Here is a 24470-nt window from a genome sequence, read left to right as displayed (position 1 = left end):
ATGGAAGCCGGACTCGGACTGTGGTAAGTCGGACCCGTCCTCGGCCGGGCCTTTGCTGATGAGATTCAACGACGCTCTCATTGGCGCGGCGCTCGTGGCGTTCGCCGCCCTGATCGCCTGGTACGTGCACGGTTTCCCGCCCATGCCCGGGCAGCAGTTCGGGCCGTCGCTGTTTCCCCGCGCCATTGCCGCGGGCTTCGCCCTCACCGGTCTCGCCTTGATCGCATCGGGCCTGCGCCGCTGGAAGACGCAAGGGGCGATCGAACTTTCTGAGTGGATGCGTACGCCGCGGCTGGCGCTGAATTTCGCCGTCGTGATCGGCGCGATGGCGTTCTACATTCTGTTTTCGGATAGGCTCGGCTTTCTGATCGCAGCGCCGCTTGCCCTCCTCGCCATCCTGCTCGCGCTGCGCAACCGCTGGTTCGTCGCGCTGCCCACGGCGCTGGTCGCCGCCTTCGTCATCCACTGGATCTTCTACGGCGCGCTGAAGGTGCCTCTGCCGTGGGGATTGCTCGAACCGCTGGCCTGGTAGATGAGCGAGCTGACCACCGCCTTTGCGCTGGTACTGGATCCCTATGTCCTCGCGGTGATTCTCGGTGCCGCGCTGTTCGGGCTTTTCGTCGGCGCGATTCCGGGACTGACCGCCACCATGGCCACTGCGCTGCTGGTGCCCGTGACGTTCTTCATGGAGCCGGTTCCCGCGGTCGCGGCGATCGTCACCACCACCGCCATGGCCATCTTCGCCGGCGACATTCCGGGTGCGCTGCTGCGCATGCCCGGCACGCCGGCCTCCGCTGCCTACACCGACGAAGCGTACGCGATGACCCGAAAAGGGCAGGCGGAGCTGGTGCTCGGGGCGGGGTTGGTCTTCTCCGCGATCGGCGGCATCCTCGGAACGGTCGTGCTGGTCACGGCGGCGCCTTGGCTCGCAGAAGTGGCGCTCAACTTCAGCTCGTTCGAGTATTTCTGGCTGGTGCTGCTGGGACTGACGTGCGCGGTGTTCATCGCGTCGGACCGCCCGCTGAAGGCGAGCGTCTCGTTGCTCCTCGGGTTGCTGGTTTCCTGCGTGGGACTGAACAATCCGGCCGCCTTTCCCCGCTTCACCTTCGACAATACCGAGCTGATGGGCGGCATCAACTTCATTCCGATGATGATCGGCATGTTCGCGGTCTCGGAGGTGCTGCGCTACGTGACCTCGAAGGATGCGCCGCTGCACCTGGCGCAGGAGAGAATCGGCAACATCTTTCGCGGGCAGTGGGAGCTCGTCCGCAGGTATCCCGCCGCCGCCTTCCGGGGCAGTGCCGTGGGCACCGCCATCGGCGCGCTGCCCGGTGCGGGCGCCGACATCGCCGCGTGGATCTCCTACGCAATCTCCAAGAAGTTCTCGAAGACTCCGGAGAAGTACGGCACCGGGCACGTCGAGGGCGTGATCGAGAGCGGTGCCGCCAACAACGGCGCGCTGTCCGGTGCGTGGATTCCCGCGCTCGTGTTCGGCATTCCGGGAGATTCGATCACGGCGATCGCGATCGGCGTGCTCTATCTGAAAGGCATGAACCCGGGCCCGACGATCTTCCTCAACAACCCGGAGAACATCTACGCGGTGTTCATCGTCTTCTTCATCGCCAACCTGCTGATGATCCCGCTCGGGCTCATGGCCATCAAGGGCTACAAGCGCGTGCTGCGGGTCCCCAGGCACGTGCTGATGCCGGTGATCCTGACCTTCTGCATGGTGGGCGCCTTCGCCATCAACAACACCGCATTCGATATCGGCGTGATGCTCACCGCGGGCATCATCGCCTTCTTCATGGAACGCAACGGCTTTCCGGTCGCGCCGGCGATCCTCGGGGTGGTGCTGGGCGCAATGCTGGAAGAGAACTTGGCGACCTCGCTCATCAAGTCCGAAGGCCGCATCGCCGCATTCTTCGAGCGGCCGATCGCCGGCGCGCTCGGCGTGTTCGCCATTCTGGTGTGGCTCTCGCCGTTCTTCCTCCGGCTGCGGCGCCGCCGCGCCGCAGCCGCCTGAAAGGCGTTCAACGCGAGGCAGACGACGACACCTGTGCCCCGATCGTTCTCGATCGCCGCTGACGACGTGTCCTTTGCGTTGCATCGCGTCGAAGGACTTCGACCTCGAAACGCAGCCGCAACCGAGGAAGTCGCTTTCGAGCGCATGTGCCGCTGATAAAATACGCGTTGACGCGTCGCTCCCGGGATCGCGACCCCGCTCACGCAGGCGCTTCGGAGGGACCGAGCGCAGCCGCGGCATGCTCGCACGCCCTGCGACGCTGGGGCCGTGCCCGAAGGTGTCGCCGGCGCCGTCGTCTGCTCGCCTCGCCGGTTTCGTCAACGGGGCGATTGTCCCGGGGGACGGCGGGCACCTGGTCACCTGACCCGATTGGCTGAGGAAAAGAATGCGATGAACGCTCCGCTCAGGTCGAACCCCCTTGCGGCGGCCGGAATGCATCACGAGATCGTGACACTGGCCGTTCCCTCCGACGAACGCGTCTGGGTGCCGCAGGCTCCAGGGGTGTGGTTCCGGCCTCTCATGCTGAATACCGTTTCCGGGGGCTGGTTCAACCTGCTGCGCGTGCGCAAGAGCGGGATTCTTTCCCGCCATCGCCACCCGATGGCGGTCTATGGATATGTCATCAAGGGCAGATGGCGCTACCTCGAGCACGACTGGATCGCCGAGGAAGGCGGTTTCGTGTACGAACCGCCGGGCGAAGTCCACACGCTGATCGTCGACGACGCCGCGGAAGAGATGATCACCCTGTTCAACGTCAACGGCGCGATGATCTACGTCGACGGGAAAGGCGAGACCCTAGCCTACGAGGACGTCTTCACCAAGATCGAGATGTGCCGGGCCCACTATGAAAAGGTGGGGCTGGGTCGCGATTTCGTGAATCAGTTCATACGTTGAGACGAGACGATCAATGCTTCAACCGGCCATCCCGACAGTGGAACGGGTTCCGCGCGTTTCGGCGCGCTGAACGTGACCGCGGAGCGGGCAGCAGGACCGCTGGAATCGAAACAATATTGCTTGATGCACGGGAGTGAACAACATGACGAAGGCTGTGCGTTTTCACAAGACAGGCGGACCGGAAGTTCTGGTCTACGAAGATGTGGCAGTCGGTGAACCCGGCGCCGGAGAGGTCCGGGTCAGGCATACCGCGATCGGCCTGAATTTCATCGACACCTACCATCGCAGCGGCCTCTATCCGTTGCCGCTGCCCAGTGGGCTGGGACTGGAAGCCGCGGGTATCGTCGAGGCGGTCGGCCCGGGGGTGGCACACGTCAAGGCCGGCGACCGCGTGGCCTACGCCGGGGGCGCTCCGGGCGCCTATTCCGAGATCAGGGTGATGCCGGCCGACAAGCTGGTCAGGGTCCCCGCCGGAATCACCGACCAGCAGGCCGCGGCGATGATGCTCAAGGGCTTGACGGTGTGGTATCTGATCCATCGCACCTACCGGGTCGAGAAAGGGGAAACGGTGCTATGGCATGCCGCGGCCGGCGGCGTGGGACTCATCGCCTGCCAGTGGCTGAAAGCGCTGGGAGTGACGGTGATCGGCACGGTCGGCTCCGACGAGAAGGCAAAGATCGCCAAGGCACACGGCTGCGATCACACGATCGTCTACACCCGGGAGAACTTCGTGGAGCGGGTGAAGGAGATCACCGGCGGGCGCAAGGTTCCGGTCGTCTACGACTCCGTCGGCAAGGACACGTTCATGGGATCGCTGGACTGCCTGATGCCGCGCGGCCTGCTGTGCGTGTTCGGAAACGGCTCGGGCCCGGTTTCGGCTTTCGATCTCAACCTGCTCGCAGCGAAGGGTTCGCTCTACGTGACGCGGCCGACCCTGATGACGTACACGGCGCGGCGCGAGGACCTGGAGGAAGGCGCGAGCCGGCTGTTCGACGTCGTGAAGTCCGGCAAGGTCAAGATCGAGATCAACCAGACCTACAAGCTGGCCGACGCGGCGCAGGCGCATCGCGACCTGGAAGGCCGCAAGACCACCGGCTCCACTGTTCTGTTGCCCTAGCGCAAGAACGCTCGATGCGCAGGCCGTGAAGGACGCAGAGGCGAGCAGGAGGAAGGAATCGGAACCATGCAGCACACGGAGAACAAATCCCGGCCTTTTGTCTCTTCGTGCCTTCGTGTTTCGCCCCTGGTTCTCGTCTTCCGCCCCGCCCTTCGCGTCCTCCGCGCCGGGAGATTGAATCGGGGGTAGAGATGATCGAGGACCTGAAGGACAAGGTCGTGCTGATTACCGGATCGAGCACCGGCATCGGTGCCGCCGCGGCGAAGGCCTTCGGCGCGAACGGCGCCAAGGTCGCCGTGCACTACAACAGGAGCAAGGCCGAAGCGGAGCAAGTCGCCGCCGAAGTCGAAAAGGCCGGCGGCAAGGCCTTCCTGGTGTCCGGGGATGTCACCAGCTCCCCGGTTTGCAAGGATCTGGTGCAGAGCACTGTCGCGCACTTCGGGCGCATCGACGTTCTGATCAACAACGCCGGCGGCCTGGTCCAGCGCCTGCCGGTCGAGTCGATCACCGACGAGCTGTTCGATCAGGTGATCGACCTCAACGTGCGCTCCGCTGTCATGTGCACCGGCGCCGCCGTCGTGCAGATGAGAAGGCAGGGCAGCGGCGGCGCGATCATCAACGTGACTTCGGTCGCGGCGCGGCATGGCGGAGGACCGGGCGCGGTGCTCTACGCCGCGGCGAAGGGTTTCGTGTCGACCATGACGCGCGGCCATGCGAAGGAGCTGGTCAAGGACAGGATCCGGGTGAACGCTGTGAGCCCCGGCGTGATCATGACGCCTTTCCACGAGCGCTTCTCCACGCCGCAGATGCTGGAGAGCTTCAAGGCCACGATTCCGATGAACAGACTGGGAACGCCTGACGAGTGCGCCGGCGCGTTCCTGTTCCTCGCCTCGGACAGGATGAGCGGGTACATGACCGGGCAGATTCTGGAAGTCAACGGCGGTCAATACATGCCGTAGGCAGGGCATTCGCCAGACAGACACGCAGGCACGCAGCTGCACCGACGAAAACATGCCCCACCACCAAGCCGCCAAGGGTTCGTTTGAAAGTCCGGGGCGATTCTTGGCGCTTTTTAGCCTCGGCGGTTGATTGCGGATTTCGTCCTTCTCTGTTTCTGCGTGGTGGATGGAATTCCGGGAGGAGAGATGTTCGATCTGAGCGGGAAGGTGGCGCTGATCACCGGTGCCTCGCGCGGCCTGGGCTGGGCGATGGCGCAATCGCTGGCCACAGCGGGCGCGCTCGTCCTGCTCAACGCCCGTGATGCAAAAGCGTTGAAGGAACGCGCCGGCGAGCTCGCTTCCCGGGGTCTGAAAGGCGAGGCGGCGGCTTTCGACGTCAACGACCATGCCGCGGGCGCCGCGGCGATCCAGGGTGCGGTGCAGAAGTACGGTCGCCTGGACATCCTGGTCGCCAACGCCGGCATCCAGCACCGCAAGCCCGTCACGGAGTTCGAAACCGCTGATTTTCGGCGCGTGATCGACACCAACCTCACGGCCGTCTGGGCGCTCGTGCGCGAAGCTGCGAAGGCGATGATTCCCGCGCAGCGCGGCCGCATCATCATGACCGGCTCGATCAGCGCTTTGCTGGCGCGGCCGACCATCTCGGCCTACGTCGCGTCCAAGGGCGCGATCCATGCGCTGACGCGGGAGCTGGCGGTCGAGCTCGCCCCGCACAACATCACGGTGAACGCGATCGCACCGGGCTACTTCGCCACCGAGATGAACACTGCGCTCATCCAGAATCGCGAATTCAACGACTGGGTGTGCAGGCGTACGCCGGCCGGCCGCTGGGGCGAGCTGAAGGAAATCGGCCCGGTCGCCGTATTCCTCGCTTCCGACGAGGCATCCTACGTCAACGGCCACGTGCTGGTGGTGGACGGGGCGTTTTCGGCGGCGATGTAGACGGCAGAGTCGGTTGCCGGATCGGTGGCCGATCGGACTTGCCACAAAGACACAAAGGCACGAAGTGACACAGAGAAAATCGGAAAATCCGAGGCGCCTTTCCTCGTGTTGCTTCGTGCCCTGGTGCCTGCGCGGTTCTCGACCGAAGTGGGCTCGCTGCGATAGTCACGTCACCACGGAGCTCCTATGAGAACCAATCCGGTGAAGGAAAAGCTTCTTCGAGGCGAGGCCGTCTTCGGTGCGTTCGGCTGGGAGTTCATGGTTCCCGGTCTGCCGCAGATGGTGAAGGCTTCGGGTGCGGAGTTCCTGCTGCTCGACATGGAGCACGCCGGCACGACCTACGAAACCATCAAGGACCAGGCCGCGCTGTGCCGCGGCCTCGACCTCGTGCCGATGGCGCGCGTGCCAGCCAACCAGTACCACTACATCTCGCGTGCGCTCGACCTCGGCATCATGGGCATCATGGCTCCGATGGTGGGATCGGCGGAGGAAGCGCGCTACATCGTCTCCTGCACCCGCTATCCACCGGAGGGCCGCCGGGGCGCGGCATTCGGCTTTGCGGCCGACGACTACATCGGCGGCAGTGTCGCCGACAAGATCCGGATCGCTAACCAGCGCACCCTGGTGATGTGCCTGATCGAGACCGCGGAAGGCATCGAAAACGTGGAAAAGATCGCGGCCGAGCCTGGAGTGGACGTGCTCTGGCTCGGCCACTTCGATCTCACCAACTTTCTCGGCATTCCGGCGCAGTTCGATCATCCGAAGTACGTCAAGGCCATCGACAGGATGGTTGCAGCCGCGAAAAGGCACGGCAAGGTCCTGGGCTGCATGACCGCGGACGAGAAGTGGAGCCGCCAGTACTGGGACAAGGGATTCCGTCTTTTTTCCATGGGTATCGACTCGATGCTGCTGCAGGGCGCCCTCAAGAACGGCATCGATCATCTGCGGACTCTCAGCGCATCCGGCCGATCGGCTGGAAGCGGGAAATAGCGTCGGCGGCCGGCGCGCCGGTCGGCAGGAGAATCCCACGTCGTCGAGGTTCAAGGAGGAGAAGCGATGGCACAAGGCAGATTTCGCGTCGGCATCACCCGCGACAACCTCAAGCCGGACGGCAAGCCGATCTTCGACCCGTCGGCCTTCAAGATCCTGGAGCAGGCGGGCATCGAGTACGAATTTCTGACTCAGACCGAACCCGAGCTGACGCCCGAAAGCGCTGCGAAGTACGACGCCCTGGCCGTGATGCTGGCCAGGGTCACCCGCAAGACCGTTTCCGGCCCGAGCAGGCGATTGAAACTCGTGGCCCGCTTCGGCGTGGGTTACGACACGGTGGACGTCCCCGCGCTCACCGAGAACGGAGTCATTCTGACGATTACCCCCGACGGAGTGCGCCGGCCAGTGGCCACGTCGGCCCTGACCTTCGTGCTGATGCTGGCGCAGCGCGTGCTGATCAAGGATCGGATCACGCGCGAAGGCCGCTGGCAGGAACGCTTGAACCACTTCGGCACGGGGCTTTCCGGGCGCGTGCTCGGCTCGGTCGGCGTGGGCAACATCGGCTCGGAGCTGTTCCGGCTGGTCGCGCCCTTCGGCATGAAGCATCTCGGCCACGACCCGTACATTACGCAGGAATCGGTGGCTCCGCTCGGAGTGAAGCTCGTAGATCTGGATACGCTCATGCGCGAGTCGGATTTCGTGTGCGTGAACTGTCCGCTCAACGAAGACACGCGCAAGATGATCGGCGCGCGGCAGTTTTCCTTGATGAAGCCGACCGCATTCTTCATCAATACGGCGCGCGGACCGATCGTCGACGAGAAGGCGCTCTACGAAGCGCTGGCGGCGGGGCGCATCGCGGGTGCCGGGCTCGACGTGTTCGAGCAGGAACCGGTGTCGCCGGACAACCCGTTGCTGAAGCTCGACAACGTCATCGTGACCCCGCATCACATCTGCCTGACCGACGAATGCATCAACACCATCGCCGCGAGCGTGTTCAGCGCCTGTCGGGATCTCGCCGCGGGGCGCGTACCGAAGAATGTCGTCAATCAGGAAGTGCTCGGCAGGGTTCCCTACTTCCATCGGTAAAGCGAAAGACGGGTGACGAGGTGCCCGCCGCTTCCCGCGTGCGATTCTGGCGCTGCCGCGCTGGTTGATGCCACAATTCGTTCAATAGCGAGAGGAGGCGACCACGTTGGACATTCGCCCTTCCGGCGGTTGCATGGGCGCCGAGGTTTCCGGCCTCGACCTGTCGCAGCCGTTGCCGGACCATAGCTTCGGCGCGGTCCGTGAGGCGTTGCACCGTTACCACGTCCTGGTGTTTCGCGCGCAGCGGCTCGAACCACGGTCCTTTCTGGAGTTTGCACGCCGCTTCGGCCCGCCGGAGCCGCACGTGCTCGACCAGTTTCACCATCCCGGGTATCCCGACATTCTGATCCTGTCCAACGTCAGGAAGGACGGCAAGCCGATCGGGTTGGCCGACGGCGGCACTTACTGGCACAGCGACTACTCCTATCTGGAGATTCCGGCGCGCGCCACGCTGCTCTATTCGATCCAGGTGCCCAGGGTCGGCGGCGACACGCTGTTCGCCGACCAGGAACAGGCCTACGAGGAACTGCCGGAGGCGACCAAGCGGCGCATCCGGGACATGGTGACTCTGAACGTTTACGGCAACCGCGACGATCCCGACCCGGCGTCGCGCACCTCGGCCTACCAGCCGACCGAGGAGCAGAAAATGCGCCGCGGCGCCACGCTGATTCGCCATCCCCTGGTGCGGCGCCATCCCTACACCGGGCGGCTGGCGCTGTACGCCGTGTGCGGGACATCCTTCGCCGTGGAGGGCCTGCCGCAAGCCGAAGGACTGGCGCTGCTGCGCGAGCTGGCCGCGCACGCGACCCAGCCGAAATATCAGTACCGCGTGAAATACGGCGTCGGCGACGTGGTGGTCTGGGACAACGCCTCCGTACTGCATTCGGCGACCCTCACCGACCCGAACGACCCGCGCACGCTGTGGCGCATCACCACCAAGGAAACCCAGCGCCCGGCTGCCTAGAGGCGGCACGCGAACCGCCCGGAACACCAAGTTCACCAGGACAAGCGCATGACCGGGAGCGTCAAAGACAAGGCCTGGGCGGATTTTGTAGCGCAGCGGAAACCGGCGCTCGCTTCGCGATTTCGCTTCGCGGTTCTCCTGGTGTCCCTGGCGGTCGGCTGTCCCGTCTTCATGGAAGACGCGCGCGCCGCGCCGTATCCGGAACCCCAGCCGGGCGAGTTCATCTTGCGCGGCTTTCGCTTCACCAACGGCGAGACCCTGCCTGAGCTCAAGCTCCACTACTACACGCTGGGCCGGTTGCAGCGCGACTCCGCCGGGCGCACGACCAATGCCGTTCTCCTGCTGCACGGCACCGCGGGCAGCGCGGCCAACTTCTTCATCGGCAGTTTCGCAGGCGAGCTGTTCGGCAGCGGGCAGCCGCTGGACGCCGAGCGCTACTTCATCATCGTTCCAGACAACATCGGTCACGGCCGCTCCAGCAAACCCAGCGACGGTCTGCGGACGCGTTTTCCGCGCTACGGCTACGCCGACATGGTCACGGCCCAGTACCGGCTGGTCACGGAGAAGCTCGCCATCGACCGGTTGCGGCTCGTCCTCGGAACCTCGATGGGCGGGATGCACGCCTGGATGTGGGCGGTGAACTATCCCGACTTCATGGACGCGGTTCTGCCACTGGCTTGCCTGCCGGCGCAGATTTCCGGGCGCAACCGCATGGAGCGGCGACTCATCGTGGATGCCATTCGCAACGATCCGGAATGGAACGGCGGCAACTACGCCAGGCCGCCGCAAGGGCTCGCGACGGCATTGAAGGCGGCATTGATCACCAGTGGCAGCGCGCGCCAGCTCTACCTCGCTGCGCCCACCATGGAAGCAGCCGACCGCCTGCTCGATGAGCGGGTGCAGGAGCGCCTGCGAGCCACCGACGCCAACGACTTTCTCTACGCCTGGGAAGCTTCGCGCGACTACAACCCGGCTCCGGGCCTGGAGGAGATCCGTGCAGCCGTGGTCGCGATCAATTTCGCCGACGACGAGCGTACTCCGCCGGAGCTGGGCATTCTGGAAAAGGAGATCATGCGGGTGCGCAAAGGCAAGGCCGTCACCATTCCGGCCAGCGATCGGACCCGCGGGCATGCGAGCTTCTACGATGCTTCTCTGTGGAAGCCGTATCTGGAGCGACTGCTGGCCCGATCGGCCCGCTGACAAGGATCGCTTCGAGCGAGCGCATCGGGCCGAACATCGACGCCACGGACCGCGAGGTGTCCGGGCAGCCACGAGACGGTGTGAACCATGACAACGCACGACCGCACATCCTCCTTGGGTCTGGGCAGCGACAACCGCGTGCCGTGGGTACCGAGCGCGCGCTACCCGGACCCGGCGGTACAGGTGCTCGATCAGAGCTTCGCCAGGTATCGGCTGAACCTGGCATCGGTGGAGCGTCTGGCGCACGGCTTGCGCTGGTGCGAGGGCCCGGTGTGGTTCGGCGACGGTCGCTATCTGCTGTGGAGCGACATCCCGAACGACCGCATCCTGAAGTGGGAGGAGGAAACCGCTGCGGTGAGCGTGTTCCGGCAGCCCTCGAATCTGGCCAACGGCAACACGCGCGACCGGCAAGGCCGGTTGGTGACCTGCGAGCATGGCGCTCGTCGCCTCACGCGCACCGAGTACGACGGGACGTTGACGGTGATTGTCGATCGCTTCGACGGCAAGCCGCTCAATTCGCCCAACGACGTGGTGGTGAAGTCCGACGGTTCGATCTGGTTCACCGATCCGCCGTTCGGCTTGCTCAGTCACTACGAGGGTCGTTCAGGCAAACAGGAACTGCCGACCAACGTCTACCGGGTCGACGGCCAGAGTGCAGAGGTGACGGTGGTGGAAGACTCGATCAACCGGCCGAACGGGCTGTGTTTCTCCCCGGACGAGTCGGCGCTCTACATCGTCGAATCGGGCACGACGCCGCGCAACGTGTACGCCTACGACGTGGTGGACCGTGGACGGCGGCTGTCGGGAAAACGCAAGCTCATCGACGCCGGGCCGGGAACGCCGGACGGCATGCGCTGCGACGTCGACGGCAATCTGTGGATCGGCTGGGGCATGGGCGATGCGGCGCTCGATGGCGTGAACGTCTACAACCCCGAGGGTCGGCTGATCGGCCGCATCGCGTTGCCGGAACGCTGCGCCAACGTGTGCTTCGGCGGCCTGCATCGCCATCGGCTTTTCATGGCAGCCGCCAGGAGCGTCTATGCGCTCTACGTCAACACCCAGGGCGTTGCCGGCGCTTGAGGGTGCTTGCGTTGACCGGGTTCAGTTACCGGCGGGAAGACGCTCGGAGAACCATCGTGCGGTCTGCGCGTCGGCGGGGAAGAACAGCTCCAGCCGCAGGTTCTGCACGGATACGTCGAGCGGGGTTCCGATGGTGGCGATCATCGAAAACAGCGCGAGGCGCGTGTCGCCTTTCCTGAAGCGTACGGCGAGCGTGGGCGGAAACTCGCCATCGTCGTGCGCGGCGCGCGCAGCCTCGGCCACGCCGGGCAGGCAGAGGATGCGATCGAGCAGCGCCCGCGGCTGCGCGGCGCCGCCTTCCACCATCGCTTCGGCGCGCAGCCGCCGCACCGACCAGACCGCGAGTTCCTCCCAGTTCTCGATCACCGGCCGCAGGCCGTCCGGCCTGAGGGAAAACTCGATCGCGTTCAGGGGCGGTCCGGCGGCGAGCGCTGGCGGGTCCATGCCGGAGAGGAACGCCAGCAAGCCGCCCAGCGAGCGGTTGATGCGCAGAATGTTGTGCGCCCGATCGACGACGAGCGCCGGATAGGGTTCCTGCTGCCGCAGCACGTGGCCCAGGGCCAGTTCCACCGGCTGCATGTCGGGTGCGTCCATGGACCGCTCTTTGTAGGCCGGCGCGAACCCCGCAGCCAGCAGCAGTGCGTTCTGCTGGCTCAGCGGCACGTTCAGCGCCGAAGCCAGATGCAGCACCATGCCGCGGCTCGGACGGCTGCGCCCGGATTCCAGAAAGCTCAGGTGTTTCTGCGACAGCCCGCAGCTCAGCGCCAGGTCCAGCTGGCTGACGCCGCGCGCCTTGCGCCACTCCCGCAGCATCAGCCCGAAAGCCGGCGCTGCGGAGGACAGGCTCCGGTCCATCGAATTCACGGTCATGGGAGGCTTTCTCCTCCTGTTTGTGATCTCTGGCAATTACCTGGCAGGTAATTGCGGCGCCGACCTCACGGCCTGCATGATGCGCTCGCTGTTCGAAAACGTTCAACTCTTGAAGGAGGCACATCATGTTCACCGGTACCCTGGCTCGACAGACTTCTTCGGCTCCGCGTCAAGGCGCGCGTCGCTCGTGGCCCTTCTACGTCGGTGCCGCCGCCGACACCGCGGTGGGACTGGATCTGCTCATCTTCGCCCCCGACGTTGCGCGGCTGCTGCTGCCCGGGCAGGCGACGGTCTTCGGTTTCGCCTCGGAATCGGTAATGCGCTTTCTCGGCGCTTTCCTGATCCTGTTCGCCGCCGAGACGGTACTGGCGGCCCGCTCGCGCGGCGGACTCGCCCGCTTCCGTTCCTGGATTGTCGCGGCCAACTGGGCCACCGTCGTGCTGGCCATCGTGGTGCTCGCCCTCTGGCACTCGTTGTTCTCCGCGATCGGCATCCTGGCGATGAGCGTCGTGGGCGCCGCCGTGGGCGTGCTCGCGTACCTGCAAGGCAGGACCCTTTCGCCGGCCGGCGCGACTTCAGCGATCTGACACTCGAGCGCAGATTCCGCGGGGCCGCGCCCCGCGGGCGCTTCAACGGGCATATCGATCATGAACACGATGCAGTCGGCATCGGCCGGACGCGATGCCGCGATCCCGGAAACTGCAGCCCCATCCGGCACGGGGGGCGCAAGCAGCCGTTTCTACGTCGAGTCGTGGGCCGGAATTGTGGCCCTGCATCTACTGCGGAACCGTCGCGCGCCGGGCGACGCTGGCGCGGGCAAGCCGCCGCCACGGGCCGTGATGAAGGCGCTTGTCTTCATGCAAGGCAACTATGCACGCGCGATCACGGTCCGGGACATCGCCGCGGCGGCGCACCTGAGTCCGTTCCATTTCAGCCGCCGCTTCAAGCGGGCAACGGGCTTCACGCCGCATCGTTATCTGATTCACGTGCGAGTGAATGCGGCGCGTTGCCTGCTGATGAGCGGCAGGTACCGGTCTCTGGCCGAGATTGCGGGAGCTGTCGGCTTTGCCGACCAGAGCCATCTGGCCCGGCACTTCAAGCGCGCCTTTGGCGTTGCGCCGGGCCGGGTGTCGCGCGGACCGGGAGGCGGTGAGGCTGCGGGAAGGACCGGTCAGCGCCTTCTTCGAGCAGCGCGCGAATGATGCGCAGATGCCTCTTCTCGTTCGAAACGGTAACGAAGACAAAGTCGGTGATCGCCGCGCTCGGGAACATCGGCGGCGGGCAACCGCATCGCTTGACCTTCATCCGAAGCAGGCTCGTACGACTCCGCCGTCGCAGCGCAGGGCGGCCCCGTTGGTGGCCGAGGAAAGCGGACTGCACACGTACGCCACCAGGGTGGCCACTTCCTCGGGCGTGGCGTAGCGCTTGAGCAGAGAACTGGGGCGGACTTTCTCGAAGAACTCCCTTTCGACTTCCGGGAACGGCCGTCCGGGGGCGCGCTTCGCGATGGCGGCCTTGTTGCCGTGGGTCAGTGTCGGGCCGGGCAGCACGGCGTTGACCGTCACGTTCGTCCCCGCGCAGGTCTCGGCGAGTCCGCGCGAGATTGCGAGCTGCGCGGTCTTGGTCATGCCGTAGTGGATCATGTTGTCGGGGATCTGGATGCCGCTCTCGCTGCTGATGAACACGATGCGGCCCCAGTTGCGCTGCTTCATGCCGGGCAGATAGGCGCGTGACAGGCGTACGCCGCTCATGACGTTGACGTCGAAGTAACGCTGCCAGTCCTCGTCGGTGATGTCCTCGAACGCCTTGCGTTCGAAGATGCCGAGGTTGTTGACGAGGATGTCCACCGCCGGGAAGCGGCGCACGAGCCCGGCACATCCCGAAGCGGTGGACAGATCGCCGGCGAAACCGTCGATCCGCGCACTCGGCGCGCTGCGGCGGATCTCGGCAGTCGCTTCCGCGAGCGCGGCCTCGCTGCGGCCGTTGACGATGACTCGCGCGCCTTCCTGCGCAAGCAGCGTGGCCACGGCGAGGCCGATGCCCTTGGTGGAACCGGAGATCAGTGCGAGCTTGTCCTGAAGTTTGAGGTCCATCGATCAACGGGCAACAGGAAATCCACGGGGAAGTCGCTCTTCCCGCCGCTTCGGCTCATGGGAGTCATTGGCGCAGTCCGCGGCCAGAGAAAACGGCTTGTCAGCGGCAAGCTGGCGCAGCGTTCAAGACCGGCAGCCGCCAGGCGATCGCTGCCTGTGAAACGAAGCCGAGGTTGGCCGCTGCGCCCACGCGGACCGGGTCTTGGGGTGCTCCGGGTGACCGACCGTATCGGCGATTCCCTCCACCGCGAACCGGGATGCAAGGGATCCAGATCAGGCCGGTCAACAGCGTCGCCAGCGGCAGACAGAACAGTTCGGTCTTCATCGTCTTCTCCTCACCGGGCATCGCGTCACCAGGCGAAGCCACCCCTCTGGCGTGGGGTATGCCCGGCTTGCCGATAGCATAGCTTCGCCGGTCCGATCCGGCCAAGAGCGGAGAGTCGTGGATCTTCCTGGCACGCGGACGACCGCTCGGAACACGCAACAGCGGCGAAGCAAGGACGCTTGTCAGCGGGGCGCTTTGGGGGTTGAATTCGCCTTGATGCGGCCGCGCGGTCCGGGCAACACGCGCGCTGGATTTCAGCAGCGGCAAGGTCCTGGTTGGCACCGGATATCTCCCGCAACGAATTGAAACAGGCGCCATGACAACATCCGGATCGGCACGCACTTCCCGATCGATCGCGCGCCGGCGAATCATTCCGGCTGCCGATTGCTCAGTGCTCGGGTCCGTCCTTACCCGCTGCGGCATCGGCTTGCTGTGGCTCCTGCATTTTCTGCCCGTTCCGGTTCTGGCGCCGATCGGCGCGGCGCTCGGGCGGCTGGGCTTCCACCTGCTGGCGGAGCGCAGGCATGTGTGCCTGGTGAATCTCGCGAAGTGCTTCCCGCAAATGCCGGAGAGCGAGCGCAGAGCGCTGGCCAAGCGGCATTTCGCGGCCCTTGGCCGAAGCATGGTCGACCACGGGATCCTGTTCTGGTCTTCGGCGCGGCGCATCGCCCGCCTGGTGCGCATTGACGGCATGGAGCACTACCGGGCGGCCGCCACCGGGCCGGTGATTCTGCTGGCGCCGCATTTCGTCGGCCTGCACGCCGGCGCGACCCGACTGTCCATGGAAGGCGAAGCGGTGAGCATGTATTCGCGTCAGAAGAATCCCCACGTGGACCGGCTGCTCGAGCGTGCGCGCAACCGTTTCAAGCCGATCCGGCTCTATTCCCGACAGCACGGGATCCGTCGCGTGATCCAGGAAATGAAGAACGGGCTGCCCTTCTACTATCTGCCGGACCAGGACTACGGCGCTCGCGATTCGATCTTCGTGCCGTTCTTCGGGGTGCCGGCCGCGACCATCACGGGCGTGTCCCGGATCGCCCGGCTGACCGGTGCACGGGTGGTCCCCGCCGTCACCCGCATGCTGCCCGGCGCGCGCGGCTACGAAGTGCGAATCTACCGCGCGTGGGAAGACTACCCCACCGGCGACGAGCGCGCCGACGCGCGGCGCGTGAACGCGTTCATCGAACAGTGCGTGCGCGAGATGCCCGAACAGTACAACTGGATCCACCGGCGCTTCAAGACGCGACCCCCGGGCGAGCCCGGCTTCTATTGAGGGCTTCCATGGAAACTCTGCGCGCGGCGGTGATCGGCGTGGGCTATTTCGGTTCGCGCCATGCCCTGCGCCTCGCGCGACTGCCCGGCGTGCGGCTCGAGTACCTGGTGGACGCGGATCGCTCGCGGACCCGGGAACTCGCCCTCGAGCTGAATGCGCGGACCGCGACCGATTACCGGGCAGTGCTCGGCAGCGTGGACATCGCCACGGTGGCGGTGCCCACGCGCATCCACTCGGAAGTGGCCGAGGCGCTGCTCGGCGCCGGCATTCACCTGCTGGTCGAAAAGCCGCTCACGGCGACCCTGGAGGAGGCCGATCGCGTCGTCGGTCTGGCCGCGGCCAAGGGACTGGTGCTGTGTGTCGGACACCTGGAGCGATTCAATCCGGCGCTCATCGCGGCACGCAAGCACATCAGCCGGCCTCGCTTCATCGAGGCGCATCGACTCGCTCCATTCAAGCCGCGCGGCACCGACGTCGACGTCGTGCTCGACCTCATGATCCACGATCTCGACATCATCCTCTCGCTGTCCGATTCACCGGTCGCCGAGGTAAGGGCCAATGGGGCGCCGGTGCTCACGGGCGGACTGGACATCGCCAATGCCAGGATCGAGTTCGAGAATGGCTGCGTGGCCAATGTCACCGCGAGCCGGGTGAGCGGGAAGGAGATGCGCAAGCTTCGCGTATTCCAGTCCGACTGCTACCTCGCCGTCGACTTCCGCGAGCGCTCGGTCGAGATTGCGCGCGTGGAATCGAATGCGGACAGCGGCCCGCTTCCCGGCATCGCGTTGGAACGCATCGCCTATTCCGAAGGGGACGAGCTGCAGGCGGAACTCGCGGCATTCGTCGACGCGGTGCGCGGGCTGCCCCGCAACGCCGCCTCGGCGCAGGAGGGCCGCCGCGCGCTGGAACTCGCGCTGCTCATCGATCATCGCATCCGCGGCGATTCGCGCTGAAGCGGGCGCGAACAAAGCAAGAGCCGATGGAACCACCAAGATCACCAGCAGGGCAACGGCAGCAGCTCGGGTTTCCCTCGACGAACCTCTGAGCCTTGGCTTGCGGTCGGAGGCTGGGTCGCTTCCTCTTTGCGCTTTCGTGTTTCGCGCCGGCTCGTGCTCAGACGACCGCTTTGCGCACAGCATCGACGATCGTGTCCTGGCTATTCTCGTCGAGGTCGGCGTGCATCGGAAGGCTGAGTACTTCTTCGGCGAGCGCATCGGCGATGGGGCAGGGGTGGGCCAGGCGCAGCGCCGCGTACGCGGGCTGCCGATGCAGGGCCAGCGGATAGTGGACCGCGGTCGGAACGCCCGCCTCTCCCAGGCGGGCCCGCACGGCTTCGCGCTTGTGCACCCGGACGGTGTATTGGGCGTAGACGCTGGTTCGATCCGGCTTCACGCGCAGCGGCCGCAGCGCCGGCTCGAGCGGGCGCAGTCGTTCGTCGTAACGCGCGGCGATCTCGCCACGGCGCCGCACTTCCCAGTCGAAGCGCTCGAGCTTCGCCAGCAGGACGGCGCACTGGATCGTGTCCAGCCGGCCGTTCACGCCCAGGCGCGCATGCCGGTACGGGCCTTCCTGGCCGTGAACGCGGATTTCGCGCATCGCCCTGGCGAGGGCGTCGTCGCTGGTGAAGATCGCGCCGCCGTCTCCATAGCAGCCGAGCGGCTTGGACGGATAGAAGCTCGTGCAACCGATCGTGGACAGATTGCAGCTCCTGCGGCCCTTGTAGGTCGCGCCGAAGCTCTGCGCCGCATCTTCGATAACCGGCAGCGCATGGCGCGCGGCAGCCGCGTTGATTTCGTCCATGTCGGCCGGCTGACCGTAGAGCGACACCGGCACGATCGCGCGCGTGCGCGGGCTGATCGCGGCCTCGATCAGGCTCGCATCGATGTTGCCGGTGTCGGCTTCCACGTCGACCAGAACCGGCCGGGCGCCCAGCAGCGCGATGACCTCCGCTGCGGCGGCGAATGAGAAAGTCGTCGTGATGACTTCGTCGCCGGCCTTTACCTCGAGCGCCATGAGCGCGATGAGCAAGGCGTCGGTTCCGGAGGCCACGGTGATGCAGTGCCTGGCCTGCGTGTATTCTTCCAGGCGTGTCTCGAGCTCGCGTACCTCGGGGCCGAGAATGAACCGCCCGTGCGCGAGTACGCGCCCGATGCGCGCCTCGATCGACTCGCGCAAGGCCCGGTACTGGGATCTCAGATCGATGAATTCCATGTCGGAGGAAGCTCCCGGTGCGATGCTGTATCTGTTTTCATGGGTAAAGCCCGCGCTGCTGGCGCGCCGTGAGGATGCGCTCGCAAGCCATGACGAAGGCGGCGGTGCGCAGCGTGACGCGGTGCTGGTCTGCGGCTTCCCAGATTCTCTTCAGCGCGCCCACCAGGATCTTGTCCAGGCGGACGTTGATCTCGTCCTCGGTCCAGAAGAAGCTGGAGAAATCCTGCACCCATTCGAAGTAACTCACAGTCACTCCGCCGGCGTTGCAGATTACATCCGGCACCACCAGGACACCACGCTCGCGCAGCACGTCGTCGGCTTCGGGCAGCGTCGGACCGTTGGCGCCCTCGAGCACCAGTCTGGCCTTGATGCGGCGCGCGCGCCCGGCGGTGATCTGACCTTCCAGCGCGGCCGGAATCAGGATGTCGCAATCGACGTCCCAGAACGCCTCGTTGGGCATGCGCTCTCCGTTCCTGTAGGCATGGATGTGGCCGTCGCGGCGCAGCGTACGCATCAGTTCCGACATGTCCAGGCCCTGGGGATTGGCGATCGTGCCACTGGAATCCTGCACCGCCACCACCTTCGCGCCGGACCCGACGAACAGCTCGGCCGCCGCGCTGCCCACGTTGCCGAAACCCTGCAGCGCCACGCGCGCCCCGTCGAGATTCAAACCCAGGCGCCGGGCCGCTTCGCGGCCGGTGACGAATACGCCGCGCCCGGTGGCCTTCAGCCGTCCGTGCGATCCGCCGAGGTCGACCGGCTTGCCGGTGACCACGCCGGTCGTCGTGGCGCCCACGTTCATCGAATAGGTATCCATCATCCACGCCATGATCTGGCTGTTGGTGTTGACATCGGGTGCCGGAATGTCGTGCTGCGGTCCGATGACGATGCCGATCTCGCTGGTGTAGCGGCGGGTCATGCGCTCCAGTTCCTTGATCGACAGTTGCTTCGGGTCGACCCGGATGCCGCCCTTGGCGCCGCCGTAGGGCAGGTTGACCGCGGCGGTCTTGATCGACATCCACGCCGCGAGCGCCATCACTTCTTCGAGCGTCACGTCCGGGTGGTAGCGCACGCCGCCCTTGCCCGGTCCGCGGAACAGGTTGTGCTGAACGCGGTAGCCCTCGAAGTGGCGCGTGCTGCCGTCGTCCATCTCGATGGGCACGTCGACCACGAGCACGCGCTTGGGCCGCTTGAGCGAATCCACCCAGCGCGCCAATGGGCCGAGGTAGGGCGTGACGCGCTCGACCTGCGAAAGAAAGGTCTGCCAGGGACCGCTCGGGGCCGGGGTGACGTAGGACAGCTCGCTCATGTCTTCTCCTCGACGAAGGGACGCTCGCCCCTGACGCGGGGCAAGGCCCGGTGAGTTTATCTCCGTGCAAATCACGCGTAGAAATCGGAAAATGCGGGGCAAGGTGAAGAACAGGGAGGAACGCATGCAGCAGTACCGTATGTACATCGATGGACAGTCGGTCGATCCGGCGTCGGGCGAATGGTTCGACAGCTACAACCCGTATACCGGGCAGCCGTGGGCTCGAATCGCGCGCGGCAACGCCGAGGATGCGGACCGCGCGGTGCAGGCGGCGCATCGGGCATTCAGCGCGGGACCATGGGCGCAGCTCACGGCGACCCAGCGCGGGCTGCTGCTGCATCGTCTTGGCGATCTGGTGGCGCGCGAAGCCGGGCGCCTGGCCGAGATCGAGGTGCGCGACAACGGCAAACTCATCGCCGAGATGCAGGCGCAACTGAACTACGTGCCGCACTGGTACTACTACTTCGGGGGGCTGGCCGACAAGATCCAGGGTACGGTGATCCCGCTGGACAAGAAGGGCTACTTCAACTTCACGCGTCACGAGCCGCTCGGCGTCGTGGTTGCGATTACGCCCTGGAACTCGCCGCTGCTGCTGCTTGCGTGGAAGCTTGCCCCGGCGCTCGCGGCGGGCTGCACGGTGGTGGTCAAGCCCTCCGAGTTCACCTCGGCTTCGACGCTGGAATTCGTAAAGCTGGTCGAGGAGGCGGGTTTCCCGCCCGGCGTGGTGAATGTGGTGACGGGCTTCGGCAAGGAAGTGGGCACGCCACTGGTGGCGCATCCTCTGGTGAGGAAGATCGCCTTCACCGGCTCGGACGCGACGGGGCGCGCGATCAACGAGCTGGCGGCGAAGAGCTTCAAGCGCGTGAGCCTCGAGCTCGGCGGCAAGTCGCCCAACATCGTGTTCGCCGATGCCAAGATCGAGGACGCGGTCAACGGCGCCGTCTCCGGGATCTTCGCCGCCACCGGACAGACCTGCATCGCCGGCTCGCGCCTGCTGCTGCAGGACAGCCTGCACGACGAGTTCGTCGAGCGGCTGCTCAAGCTCGCCCGGACCGCGCGCATGGGCGATCCGATGAGCTTCGACACGCAGGTCGGTCCCGTCACCACGCGCCCGCAGTACGAGAAAGTGCTCAACTACATCGGGATCGCCAAACAGGAAGGCGCCGAGCTGCTGATGGGGGGAGGCCCGGCCACCCGGCCCGAATGCGGCAGCGGCTGGTTCGTCGAGCCCACCATCTTTGGCGCGGTGAACAACCGCATGCGCATCGCCCAGGAGGAGGTGTTCGGCCCGGTGCTCTCGGTCATCAAGTTCCACGACGAGGACGAAGCAGTGGCAATCGCAAACGACGTGCGCTTCGGCCTCGGCTCGGGCGTATGGACCAGTGACATCGCGCGCGCGATCCGCATGGCCGAGCGCATCCAGGCGGGCACTGTCTGGGTGAACACCTATCGCGCGGTGAGCTTCATGTCGCCGTTCGGGGGCTACAAGGATTCGGGACTCGGGCGCGAGAACGGCATCGACGCGGTGCGCGAGTACCTGCAGGTCAAGAGTGTCTGGATCAATTCCGGCGCGGCGACCGCCAATCCGTTCGTGATGCGCTGAGCGGTGCGCCGCCGAACGAGCGCAGCGCGCTGCCTTCGCCGTGTACCGCGTCAATCCCCGACCGGCATCGCCGCTGCGCGACCGGTCCTCGCAGGGGGTTCCGCGACATCGGCGTGGATGTCGCTGCGATAGGTCTCCGGCCCCCAGTACACGGCGGCCGCGGTTACCAGCGCGAGCAGCATCATGTAGCCCGCCACCAGCCAGGGCTCTCCGCCCGCGTACATGAGCAGCGCGCCCGCGATGAACGGCGCCGGTCCGCCCGCCAGGATCGAGCCCAGTTCGCGCGCGAAGGCGAAGCCGCTGTAGCGCAGCCGCGCGCCGAACAGCTCGGCGAAATAGGCCGCCTGCGGTCCGAACATCGCGCCCACGCCCACTGAAATCGCGAGCACCAGCGCGAGATAGATCAGCGGCTGCACCTGGGTGTTGACCAGCATGAAAAAGGGAAAGGCAAACGCCGCCGAGAACAGCGCACCGCCCATGTACACCGGCCGCCTGCCGACCTTGTCCGAAAGGATGGAAAAGAACGGGATGGTGACGAGCTGCACCGCGTAGGCAAGCATGTTGCCCTGCAGGATCATCGGTTTGGACAGTTGCAGCTGCTGCGTCATGTAGTTCAACGCGAACACCGGAAACAGGTAGCCGAGCCCGTTCTCCGCCAGACGAGCGCCGATCACGACCAGGAACTCGCGCGGATGCTTCTTCACCGCTTCGATGACCGGTGAACGCGCCGCCTTGTTCTTGGCCGCGATCTCGGTGAACACCGGTGTCTCGGAAAGCTTGGCGCGGATGTACAGGCCGACGATGATCAGCACGATGCTGAGCAGGAACGGTATGCGCCAGCCCCAGCTCAGGAAATCTTCCCGCGGCAGCGCGGCGAACAGCGCGAACACGCCGTTGGCGAGCAGGATTCCCACCGTCACGCCCAGCGGCGCCCAGCTGCCGAACAGGCCTCGCTTGCCGGGCGGGGCGTGCTCCACGGCGATGATCACCGCACCGCCGTATTCGGCGCCCGCACCGAAGCCCTGGATCAGGCGCATCAGCACGAGCAGCGCCGGCGCCCACAGGCCGATCGATTCGTAGGTCGGCAGCACGCCGATCAGGAAAGTGCCGCCGCCCACGAGCAGCAGCGTCATGACCAGCACCGGCTTGCGTCCGATCCGGTCGCCCAGATGCCCGAAGACGAGACCGCCGAAGGGGCGCGCGACGAAGCCCACGCCGAACGTGGCGAACGCGAGCAGCGTGCCGACCGCCGGCTCGGCCTTGGGAAAGAACAGCTCGCCGAAAACCAGGGCCGCAGCCGTCCCGTAGATGAAGAAGTCGTACCACTCGAGCGCCGAGCCCACCGCCGACGCCAGAATGACTCTCTTGTGCGAAACGTCCATGGCTCCCCCTGTGGCGAGACTCGCGCAACAGTGCCGCGAGCGCGGCGCTGCGTGCGGTTTCGGGTTGTGCTCGCGACGCCCGCGGTTGCGCGGGCTTGACGGCTGGAACAGGTTCTAGTCGCTCAGCGACAGGATTGCAACGCCGTAGGGCTTCAGTGTCAACGAGTTCTTCATCGCCTTCCAGGTCCGCTGGAAACCGCGCGGGTCGGCGGTGGCCGTCTCGAAGCTGTCTTCGTCGAGCAGTGTGCCGAACGCCGTTTGCGCCACCCCGGCGAGTTTCACCGGCTGCTGCTTCGCGGTGAGATTCGCCAGCCACACGGTGGTGCCGCCCGTTGCGCGGTAGGCGAGGCATTCGACTTTCTGGCTGTCCGACGAGGTCGCCGAAACGAGCTTGCGGCCCGCGCCACGCGCCACGCCGCTCACCACATGGAAGGCGGGATAGACCGCGGGACCGGCGAGCTCGTCGTAGTAGGGCTGCCTGTAGTCGGTCTTGCGGTAGATGAATCCCAGCGGGCCCGTGGGTGCGCCGAGCGTGAGCGAGGCGATGCCGGTGCGCGCGAAGGTGGCGATGTAGCCGAGCGTCCACGCCGCGCCGAACAGGCCGCGCTGCCGCGGGTCCATCTTCGCCAGGCAGACGCGCTCGTTGTCCGGATTCGGCGTGAAGGTCTTGCCGTGCGGATTGTCGCGGCAACCGATCGCGCTCGGCCCCACGCGATACGCCGTCTTGCCGATGAACGAGCGTGCGGTCTGCACCTGGTAGGGCAGTGCTTCCAGCGTTTCCATGACCGAGCGGTCGTCGGCCGCGTGCACGATCGGGCAGGTCGTGTTCATCACGAAATCGAGCAAGTGCGCCGGTGGATGCTTGCGGTTCAGTTCGGTGAAGAAGGAGAACATCCCGCCGCCCAGCTCGACCCCGGGAAAAGCCGCGCGCGCGGCCGCGTACAGCTTTTCCAGTGCGGGTGCCGGGGGACGCGCGCCGCCCGGAAGCACGGCCTTCAGATCGCCCACCGGGCACAGCGCCACGCCGGAGAGCTTGAGGCCGGACTCCTTGACCAGCGCGGCGACGCCTTGCAGCTCCTTCGCGTATTCATCCAGGCTTTCGACCACGATTTCCAGGATTGCATCGGCGCCGCACGCTTCGCTGAGCAGCCGGTAGCCGTACAGCTCCGCGAGTCCATGTTTCTGCCGCGGATCGAAATGGCACTGCAGCAGGCGTGGCGCCGCGAGCCGCACCAGATCGAGCCGTTTGACCGCGTGCTCGACTTCCTCGGCCGGCACGCCGAGCCCGACCGGCAACAGCGTCTGGCGCATCGTCGCGCCCAACTTCACCTCGATGCCGCTCGGCACGGCGCCCCCGGCCCGGGCCTTGGCCGAGCCGGAGAGCGTGACCTTGATCGACTGTTTCACGGTCTCGCCGGCCTTGAGCGTGTACGGCCAGGGCAGCGACAGCGGGCGCACATAGGTCTTGAACGAGGCGTCGGTCCAGTTGCGGTGATCTTCCATCTCCCAGGTGTCGCCCTCCATGCGTACCGTCGCCTTCAGACCTGGCAGCACTTCGTGCGTGAGCGCGCGAATGTTGAGGAATGGCTGGACCGGATCGACCCGCTCGGGGAACTTCGCATTGACGATCTTGCCGTCGACATGTTCGACGGTGACCGGGCACCCGGCCACGCCCTTGAGCGGATGCAGCACCACGAAGCCGGTACGCGCGGTCAGGAAGTCGGTCTTCGGAACCGCGGTGCCGGTGAACTCGAGACTGTTCGGCGTGGCTTGGATTTCGGCGTCGTACGCGATCTCCTGGCCCGGCCGGCTGCAGACCGCATGAAACGACACGGAAAATGATTCGCGGCGCTCCTCGATCTTCAGGTCGCTGATCTTCGGCACGTAGGTGCCCCAGTTCTCGTCGCGCACCAGAAAGCCGATCGCACGCAGCACCTCGACGCCGTCGACTTTCAGATAGCGCAACTGGCCGTTGTCGAATTCCACCTCCATCGGCCCCGCCTTCAGGATGCGTCCGACGAGGTCCGGCTGCTCGGTGCCGCAGAGTTTGATCGCCTGCGAAGCGTTCTTCATCTTGTTGGTTCCTCTCTATTGGAAGCGACTGGAACCACGGAGGACACATTCGTCTTGAGCGTCGGCTTTCCTCCGT

At 65.8% G+C, this 24470-nt stretch carries 23 protein-coding genes; 16 read left to right on the top strand and 7 right to left on the bottom strand.

Going from position 1 to position 24470, the window contains the following annotated elements; translation table 11 throughout:
- Positions 1-58: 58 nt before the first annotated feature.
- From VNM24_09355 to VNM24_09305, 11 genes are all read left to right on the top strand, one after another.
- Positions 59-532 (top strand): tripartite tricarboxylate transporter TctB family protein, encoded by a 474-nt coding sequence (locus VNM24_09355; protein ID HWQ38797.1) that lies wholly within the window; start codon positions 59-61, stop codon positions 530-532.
- Complete coding sequence (locus VNM24_09350; protein HWQ38796.1) at positions 533-2023, top strand: tripartite tricarboxylate transporter permease; 1491 nt, start codon at positions 533-535, stop codon at positions 2021-2023.
- A 390-nt stretch (positions 2024-2413) separates the two neighbouring features.
- On the top strand, positions 2414-2917 hold the full coding sequence (locus tag VNM24_09345) for a 2,4'-dihydroxyacetophenone dioxygenase family protein (GenBank protein HWQ38795.1): 504 nt from the start codon (positions 2414-2416) through the stop codon (positions 2915-2917).
- 142 nt (positions 2918-3059) lie between these two features.
- Complete coding sequence (locus tag VNM24_09340; GenBank protein HWQ38794.1) at positions 3060-4034, top strand: quinone oxidoreductase; 975 nt, start codon at positions 3060-3062, stop codon at positions 4032-4034.
- A gap of 194 nt (positions 4035-4228) precedes the next feature.
- Complete coding sequence (locus VNM24_09335) at positions 4229-4993, top strand: glucose 1-dehydrogenase (protein HWQ38793.1); 765 nt, start codon at positions 4229-4231, stop codon at positions 4991-4993.
- Positions 4994-5179: 186 nt separating this feature from the next.
- A complete protein-coding gene (locus tag VNM24_09330; protein ID HWQ38792.1) occupies positions 5180-5935 on the top strand; it encodes a glucose 1-dehydrogenase in 756 nt (251 codons plus the stop codon).
- Between the two features lie 186 nt (positions 5936-6121).
- The gene (locus VNM24_09325; protein HWQ38791.1) at positions 6122-6925 is read left to right on the top strand and encodes an aldolase/citrate lyase family protein; all 804 of its coding nucleotides are present in this window, start codon (positions 6122-6124) and stop codon (positions 6923-6925) included.
- Between the two features lie 66 nt (positions 6926-6991).
- The gene (locus tag VNM24_09320; protein HWQ38790.1) at positions 6992-8011 is read left to right on the top strand and encodes a hydroxyacid dehydrogenase; all 1020 of its coding nucleotides are present in this window, start codon (positions 6992-6994) and stop codon (positions 8009-8011) included.
- Positions 8012-8117: 106 nt separating this feature from the next.
- A complete protein-coding gene (locus VNM24_09315; protein HWQ38789.1) occupies positions 8118-8975 on the top strand; it encodes a TauD/TfdA family dioxygenase in 858 nt (285 codons plus the stop codon).
- 48 nt (positions 8976-9023) lie between these two features.
- Positions 9024-10175, top strand: a complete 1152-nt coding sequence (locus VNM24_09310; protein HWQ38788.1) for an alpha/beta fold hydrolase — start codon at positions 9024-9026, stop codon at positions 10173-10175.
- A gap of 87 nt (positions 10176-10262) precedes the next feature.
- Positions 10263-11255 carry an SMP-30/gluconolactonase/LRE family protein gene (locus tag VNM24_09305; GenBank protein ID HWQ38787.1) on the top strand — a complete coding sequence of 331 codons (993 nt, stop codon included), beginning with the start codon at positions 10263-10265 and terminating at the stop codon, positions 11253-11255.
- Between the two features lie 21 nt (positions 11256-11276).
- Here the strand turns inward: VNM24_09305 and VNM24_09300 are convergent, their stop codons facing one another.
- Positions 11277-12125, bottom strand: a complete 849-nt coding sequence (locus VNM24_09300; protein ID HWQ38786.1) for a helix-turn-helix transcriptional regulator — start codon at positions 12123-12125, stop codon at positions 11277-11279.
- A gap of 125 nt (positions 12126-12250) precedes the next feature.
- On the opposite strand from VNM24_09300, the gene VNM24_09295 reads away from it, so the two are divergent.
- Both VNM24_09295 and VNM24_09290 read left to right on the top strand, forming a co-directional pair.
- Positions 12251-12712, top strand: a complete 462-nt coding sequence (locus VNM24_09295; protein HWQ38785.1) for a hypothetical protein — start codon at positions 12251-12253, stop codon at positions 12710-12712.
- Between the two features lie 60 nt (positions 12713-12772).
- A complete protein-coding gene (locus VNM24_09290; protein HWQ38784.1) occupies positions 12773-13327 on the top strand; it encodes an AraC family transcriptional regulator in 555 nt (184 codons plus the stop codon).
- Positions 13328-13426: 99 nt separating this feature from the next.
- Here VNM24_09290 and VNM24_09285 read toward each other — a convergent pair whose 3' ends face one another.
- Positions 13427-14218 carry an SDR family oxidoreductase gene (locus VNM24_09285; GenBank protein HWQ38783.1) on the bottom strand — a complete coding sequence of 264 codons (792 nt, stop codon included), beginning with the start codon at positions 14216-14218 and terminating at the stop codon, positions 13427-13429.
- Positions 14219-14318: 100 nt separating this feature from the next.
- Positions 14319-14543, bottom strand: a complete 225-nt coding sequence (locus VNM24_09280; protein HWQ38782.1) for a hypothetical protein — start codon at positions 14541-14543, stop codon at positions 14319-14321.
- A gap of 391 nt (positions 14544-14934) precedes the next feature.
- Between VNM24_09280 and VNM24_09275 the strand changes: the two genes are divergently transcribed.
- Positions 14935-15816 carry a lipid A biosynthesis acyltransferase gene (locus VNM24_09275; protein HWQ38781.1) on the top strand — a complete coding sequence of 294 codons (882 nt, stop codon included), beginning with the start codon at positions 14935-14937 and terminating at the stop codon, positions 15814-15816.
- Positions 15817-15824: 8 nt separating this feature from the next.
- Positions 15825-16769: a Gfo/Idh/MocA family oxidoreductase gene (locus tag VNM24_09270; protein HWQ38780.1), complete on the top strand. Its 945-nt coding sequence runs from the start codon at positions 15825-15827 to the stop codon at positions 16767-16769.
- A 160-nt stretch (positions 16770-16929) separates the two neighbouring features.
- Here the strand turns inward: VNM24_09270 and VNM24_09265 are convergent, their stop codons facing one another.
- Together VNM24_09265 and VNM24_09260 are read right to left on the bottom strand one after the other, a co-directional pair.
- A complete protein-coding gene (locus tag VNM24_09265; GenBank protein ID HWQ38779.1) occupies positions 16930-18027 on the bottom strand; it encodes a DegT/DnrJ/EryC1/StrS family aminotransferase in 1098 nt (365 codons plus the stop codon).
- Between the two features lie 37 nt (positions 18028-18064).
- On the bottom strand, positions 18065-19336 hold the full coding sequence (locus tag VNM24_09260; GenBank protein HWQ38778.1) for a Glu/Leu/Phe/Val dehydrogenase: 1272 nt from the start codon (positions 19334-19336) through the stop codon (positions 18065-18067).
- A 124-nt stretch (positions 19337-19460) separates the two neighbouring features.
- On the opposite strand from VNM24_09260, the gene VNM24_09255 reads away from it, so the two are divergent.
- The gene (locus tag VNM24_09255) at positions 19461-20939 is read left to right on the top strand and encodes an aldehyde dehydrogenase (protein HWQ38777.1); all 1479 of its coding nucleotides are present in this window, start codon (positions 19461-19463) and stop codon (positions 20937-20939) included.
- Between the two features lie 50 nt (positions 20940-20989).
- Here the strand turns inward: VNM24_09255 and VNM24_09250 are convergent, their stop codons facing one another.
- Together VNM24_09250 and VNM24_09245 are read right to left on the bottom strand one after the other, a co-directional pair.
- Positions 20990-22321: an MFS transporter gene (locus tag VNM24_09250; GenBank protein ID HWQ38776.1), complete on the bottom strand. Its 1332-nt coding sequence runs from the start codon at positions 22319-22321 to the stop codon at positions 20990-20992.
- Positions 22322-22435: 114 nt separating this feature from the next.
- Complete coding sequence (locus VNM24_09245) at positions 22436-24394, bottom strand: hypothetical protein (GenBank protein HWQ38775.1); 1959 nt, start codon at positions 24392-24394, stop codon at positions 22436-22438.
- Between the last annotated feature and the right edge of the window lie 76 nt (positions 24395-24470).

The organism is Burkholderiales bacterium, from assembly GCA_035560005.1.
Taxonomy (GTDB): domain Bacteria; phylum Pseudomonadota; class Gammaproteobacteria; order Burkholderiales; family Eutrophovitaceae; genus DASRFY01.
The sequence above is the reverse complement of the archived record's forward strand: the minus strand, read 5'-3'. Positions and strand labels throughout refer to the sequence as shown.